Source organism: Kitasatospora sp. NPDC127067 (assembly GCF_042724755.1).
Classification (GTDB): Bacteria; Actinomycetota; Actinomycetes; order Streptomycetales; family Streptomycetaceae; genus Kitasatospora; species Kitasatospora lactacystinica.
The window spans coordinates 46,931-51,270 of the sequence record NZ_JBHXEM010000060.1 but is presented as its reverse complement, the minus strand read 5'-3'; the positions used below and the strand labels follow the sequence as shown (position 1 = coordinate 51,270).

Annotated in this window: 5 protein-coding genes; 4 read left to right on the top strand and 1 reads right to left on the bottom strand. The window is 69.6% G+C overall.

Annotation, left to right across the window (positions count from 1 at the left end):
* Positions 1-193 precede the first annotated feature (193 nt).
* Together ACFWJ4_RS23630 and ACFWJ4_RS23625 are read left to right on the top strand one after the other, a co-directional pair.
* The gene (locus ACFWJ4_RS23630; protein ID WP_380546719.1) at positions 194-442 is read left to right on the top strand and encodes a DUF4287 domain-containing protein; all 249 of its coding nucleotides are present in this window, start codon (positions 194-196) and stop codon (positions 440-442) included.
* 279 nt (positions 443-721) lie between these two features.
* Complete coding sequence (locus ACFWJ4_RS23625; protein WP_380546718.1) at positions 722-1,384, top strand: HAD family hydrolase; 663 nt, start codon at positions 722-724, stop codon at positions 1,382-1,384.
* Here ACFWJ4_RS23625 and ACFWJ4_RS23620 read toward each other — a convergent pair.
* On the bottom strand, positions 1,365-2,126 hold the full coding sequence (locus ACFWJ4_RS23620; RefSeq protein WP_380546716.1) for a transcriptional regulator: 762 nt from the start codon (positions 2,124-2,126) through the stop codon (positions 1,365-1,367). The genes ACFWJ4_RS23625 and ACFWJ4_RS23620 overlap by 20 nt on opposite strands.
* Positions 2,127-3,141: 1,015 nt before the next feature.
* Here ACFWJ4_RS23620 and ACFWJ4_RS23615 point away from each other — a divergent pair.
* On the top strand, positions 3,142-3,570 hold the full coding sequence (locus tag ACFWJ4_RS23615) for an ATP-binding protein (protein WP_380546714.1): 429 nt from the start codon (positions 3,142-3,144) through the stop codon (positions 3,568-3,570).
* 16 nt (positions 3,571-3,586) lie between these two features.
* A complete protein-coding gene (locus tag ACFWJ4_RS23610; protein WP_380546712.1) occupies positions 3,587-4,141 on the top strand; it encodes a hypothetical protein in 555 nt (184 codons plus the stop codon).
* The last annotated feature ends 199 nt before the right edge of the window (positions 4,142-4,340 follow it).

Here is a 4,340-nt window from a genome sequence, read left to right as displayed (position 1 = left end):
CTGCCGGAAGGGTGGGGGGGGGGGCCCCGCCCCCCCCCCCCCCCCCCCCGGGGCCCCCCCCGGGTTTGGGGGGGGGGGGTTTAAAAAAAAGTGCGGGGCCCCGCGTTTGGGGGGGTTTGTTTGGGGGGGGGGGCCCCGGTCCATACCCGTGACCGCACCGCTTCCCGCTGTGCCCCGCCGAGAGGAACCGCCTATGACCGCCACCCCCGCCGCGAAGCCCGCCGCCGAGAAGAAGCCGGCCGCCAAGGGCAACCCCGCCTCCTACTTCCCCGCCATCGAGAAGAAGTACGGCCGCCCGATCGAGGAGTGGAAGGACCTCGTCCGCACCTCCCCGCTCACCAAGCACATGGAACTCGTCGCCTGGCTCAAGACCGAGCACGGCCTCGGCCACGGCCACGCCAACGCCCTCGTCGCCCACACCCTCGCCGAGAAGGCCGCCTGAGCCCGGCGGGTCGTCGCAATGATCGGCGGCGCGCCGGGAGCAGTGGGGACAGACCGCAGGCCCGGACCGCGAACGGTTCGGGCCTGCGGTTCGGGAAGGCGGATCGGACGTCGCGGTACATCTCCTCCAGGCATGCGAGGACGCGTTCGGGGCCGCGTACGACGGCCTTGAGCTCCGCCTCGATCGCCCCGCGTGTTGGACCCGGCCATCGCATGGCCAGAGTCGGAAGGACTTCGGAGGGGGCGCCGGGGGACGTCCTTGCCCCACTAGGCTGCAGTTATGACGATCAAGGCTGTGGTGTTCGACGTTGGGGAGTGCCTGGTCGACGAGACCCGGGAGTACGGCACCTGGGCCGACTGGTTGGGTATACCGAGGCACACATTCGTAGCCCAGTTCGGCGCGGTGATCGCGCAGGGCCGGGACTACCGGGAGACCTTCCAGATCTTCGCCCCCGGCTTCGACCTCTATGAGGAACGCGAGAAGCGGGCGGCTGCCGGCCGGCCGGAGACCTTCGGTGAGGACGATCTCTACCCGGATGTTCGAGGCGCCTTCGCTCAACTTCGGGCGGACGGCCTGTGGTTGATGATCGCCGGCAACCAGACCGTGCGGGCCGGGGTGATCCTTCGCCGGCTGTTCACGGACGATGTCGACCTGATCGGCACTTCCGACGACTGGGGCGCGAGCAAGCCGGACCTCGCCTTCTTCGAGCGCGTCACCGAGGTGGTACCTGCGGAGCCGCACGAGATCCTCTACGTCGGTGACCGGCTCGACAACGACGTGCTCCCCGCCCGGGCGGCAGGGATGCGGACGGCGTTGATCCGGCGCGGCCCGTGGGGCTGGATCCAGCAGCAGGACCCGGCCGCGGAGCAGGCGACGTTCCGGATCGACTCGCTGATGGAACTTCCGGACCTGATCGCCAAGTTCAACGCTGAAGTGAGCTGAGCGTCGCCGACCAGGAGTAGAGGCGGTCGTCCATGCGTTGGACGGCCGCCGTGTCCTGCCACGGGGCGAGTGCCCGCCGGGCCTCGCGCACGCGTTCCATGCCAGTTGCGTACCAGGTGATGGCCAGCTGGTCGAGGGCCTGCTCCAGTAGGGCACACGCCTGCTCTGGTCGCCGGGCTGAGGCCTCGACCGACGCTAGGTCGGCGAGTACTACGACGCGTTGCTTGCCGTCAGTTTCCGGGAGTTCGGCGAGCGTCTGCTCCAGTGTGGTCCGGGCCTGCGGAAGCAGACCGGCTCGCAACTCGGTGTTGCCACGGAACGCGTGCAGCCGGGTAGCCGAGAACCAGGTGAACCAATCGGGTGGCAGAACGTCGCTGCGAGCGGTGAGTACATCCTCGGCGTGCCGCAGCAGAGCGAGAGCGCCGCGATGGTCGCCGCATCGAGTGAGGCACTCGGCCTCGACTGCGTCGAGCCAGGACAGTACGTCGGTGGATACCGGGGCCCGACGAGCGTAGGTACGGGCAGCGTGCATACGTTCCCGCGCGTCGTTGAGGTGGCCGGCCCAACCGGGCACGAACGCGCTGTGAGCGAGGATTGCGGCACCGAGCAGGTTGTCGTCCGCCTCACCGGCGGCCTGAAGTGCGCGTACAAAGGTCGAGTCAGCAGCGTCGGGCTGCCGTAGGTCGAAGAACTCGATTCGGCCGAGCAGCAGCAGCGACTCGGCCAGGGCGGCGGCCAGCACTTTGCGGGCAACTCCGTCTGTCTCCCCGAGTAGCACGGTGCCGAGATCGGCATGTGCGGCCACCGTTGGGTGCAGCGCGGCTGGCGCCGTGGACAGGTAGAGCCGGCGGTGAGCTTCGGTGACTATGGCGTAGTCGGAGCCGACCGTCCCTGGCTGGCTCCCCTGCGGTCCGTATGGCCGAGGTAGCGCGCCGCGGAGGGCTGTTGACGCTGTACGAGGCGTGGCTGCAGGTGCGGCAACGCTCGCAGTCATGGGCCGGGAACGGTTCCACGGAGCACGGAAGCCCAGGTCCTCAATCGGCTGCCGTAGGACGTGAGTCAGGAGGCGTTGGTAGTCCTCCCCGGGCCAAGGGGGCGTATCGGATTCCCAGCGGCGAATCTGGCGCACGCTGACGGAGGCGCCGCGAAGGCCAAGCTGTCGGGCCGCCCGGGTGAGGGCGTCGGCCAAGGCCTGCTGGCTGGCGTAGCCGGCGGCTTGCCTGGCTGCTTTAAGGGCGGTGTTGGGCACAGTCTCCTCCGCGCATGCTGATGACGAATCAACCCTACGGACTCGCAGGACATTTTGGGGACTCATCAGGCGCATGGCAGAGCTGTATGTCCTCTGTGTGTCCCTCAAGAGTCCTCTGTAAGGCCTTCAGGACGTCCTTTGGGCGGGCGACGATTAGTCCGGTCACCAAACGGTGTCGCCAGATTACTGACAGTAGGTTTGCGTGCTTGAGGCAGAGCAGCCATGCCCGACAGGTCCGGCCGGGCCCCAGCCGGCCGGGCGGTCGTCGCACACTCCGCATGCCTCGGAGGCGATTCGTGGCATCCGTCGTGAGCCGGCCCCTGTCGCCACCCGGCGTCGCGATCGAACTCAATGTCCGCAAGGGCGTTCGGTAGGTATCCACCGAATACCGGCTCGACGCGGTGATCTCTTGCAGCGTCCGTCCAGGCCACTGGGTGGCGCTGTGCCAGACATTCGCAGCCCGATGCCGCACTTCCTTCGTGCACCCTTCCGTCCTCTGAGGTCCCCCATGTTCATTGCCCGCCGCCCCCGTATGTTCGTCGCGCGCCTCGACTCCCGCCCCGAATCCGCGCCCCTGGCCCGCTACCTTCTCCGCGCCTACCTCTCCGGGCTGCCCTCCGGCGAGCGCTACTGCGACACCGCCGAACTGCTCCTGTGTGAACTCTTCGCCAACGCCGTGCGGCATTCCGACGCGCCCTCCGACCGGTACATCGAGATCCGCTTCGCCCTCGTGGACTCCCGTCTCCGGCTGGAAGTCCACGACGCGGGATCCGGCCGGCCGTCCCTCCGTGCCGCCGCGCCGGACGACGAGCACGGGCGCGGCCTGCTCCTCGTCAACGAGCTCGCCGAGCGCTGGGGCTGCTCCCCGCGCCCGGGCGGCATCGGCAAGTACGTCTGGACCTTCATCGCCCCTGCCTCCGTCCCCGTCACCGCCTGAAAGTCCGAACCACCTCATGCACCTCAGCACCCTCGCCCGCCACACCCTCGCGCGCGGCGCCACCCCCGCCGCCACCTACGCCCTCCTCGCCCGCCTCGGCCACAAGCCCGCCCCCTGTGCCCAAGCCGTCTGCCTCGCCCTCGACATCCCCCTCCCCGACATCACCCGCCGCCTCGCCGAGTGCCACAACGCCCTGCTCGCCGGCCCCCGCCCCGACTCCGAAGCCGACACCGGCGAAGTCCTCGAAGCCCTGGGCATCTTCGACGTCCCCAAGGAACTCACCCCCACCGAACAGGCCGTCGTCGGCCACTTCCTGACTGCCGTCGACGCCATGGGCGGCATCCGACCCGGCCACCACCACGGCCTCCAGCGCTGGTTCACCACCGGCAACCTCACCGCCGCCTACCTCTCCCTCGCCGCCACCCACCCCCTGCCCCGCGCCGGCGACCCCACCCGCTACTGGAACTCCCTCACCACCGCAGGCGAACTCCTCGCCACCACCCCCAATCCAGACACCCGCATCCGCTACGCCCTCACCCACTGCCGCACCCAAGCCGCCATCCACACCTGAACCGCGCGCAGGAAGCCGACCCCGCCCGGCGGTCGGCGCCGCCGCACCACCGCCGGAGCGTGACGGCGATCATCCCCGGGCGGCGATGAGTTCGCGGTGGGGGGCCCGTCTTTAAGCCGTCAACCACCCCCAAAATCAGAGAGGAACCAGCCCCAAGGCCGGTCCGCCCCCCACGTGCCCGCCCCCCCCCTCCCCACCA

Excerpts from the sequence above, each read along its gene's own strand:
- ACFWJ4_RS23615 (WP_380546714.1), top strand. The coding sequence starts at position 3,142 with ATGTTCATTGCCCGCCGCCCCCGTATGTTCGTCGCGCGCCTCGACTCC.
- ACFWJ4_RS23625 (WP_380546718.1), top strand. The coding sequence starts at position 722 with ATGACGATCAAGGCTGTGGTGTTCGACGTTGGGGAGTGCCTGGTCGAC.
- ACFWJ4_RS23610 (WP_380546712.1), top strand. The coding sequence starts at position 3,587 with ATGCACCTCAGCACCCTCGCCCGCCACACCCTCGCGCGCGGCGCCACC.
- ACFWJ4_RS23630 (WP_380546719.1), top strand. The coding sequence starts at position 194 with ATGACCGCCACCCCCGCCGCGAAGCCCGCCGCCGAGAAGAAGCCGGCC.